The sequence below is a fragment of the Spirulina sp. CCY15215 genome, assembly GCF_016888125.1.
Lineage (GTDB): Bacteria > Cyanobacteriota > Cyanobacteriia > Cyanobacteriales > Spirulinaceae > CCY15215.
Genome location: NZ_JACSWA010000035.1, coordinates 1 through 477, shown reverse-complemented (window position 1 = coordinate 477; position 477 = coordinate 1). Strand labels below are relative to the sequence as shown.

The 477-nt window shown below is 48.6% G+C and carries 1 protein-coding gene; it reads right to left on the bottom strand.

From position 1 onward, the window contains the following. The coding region (locus JUI58_RS00145) for an RRXRR domain-containing protein (protein WP_204101741.1) at positions 1-477 on the bottom strand (477 nt) is incomplete at both ends.

The following is a 477-nucleotide window of genomic DNA, read 5'->3' as shown; positions in this document are numbered from 1 at the left end:
CTCCTACCCATGCACCATGCTTGGCGTTTTGGGTATGCCATTCTCGCCACTCGATAAACTCGAAGGCGGCCAAAGTCACGCCATCAACAGCATGAGTCGCGGGTTCTGGCTTGGATTTGTCGGTTTTATTCTTTTCCAAACCCAACCATTTTCGTAGTTGACTCGTGCCATTTCCGTCTCGTTGCCAGCCTTGATGCACTTTGACTGGAGCGAATTCGGATAGCCATTGGAGCATTTGCCTTTGACCCACCATGACGGGAGAAAAACCTTTGCCTGATTTTGCTCCTTTTCGTCCACTGGTTCTATCTACGTCTGCCATCACTTTTTCGTAATGAATGACGCTAATGGGGTAAAGGGTAAATAACTCCCGAATTACTCGTAGTTCCAGTTGTCGGTTGGCTCGAATACTGGGCGGAAGTTTGCCTTTTCTTCGGTTAGAAAAGCGCTTTTGCCGATGACACCGTTGCTCAAAGGGGA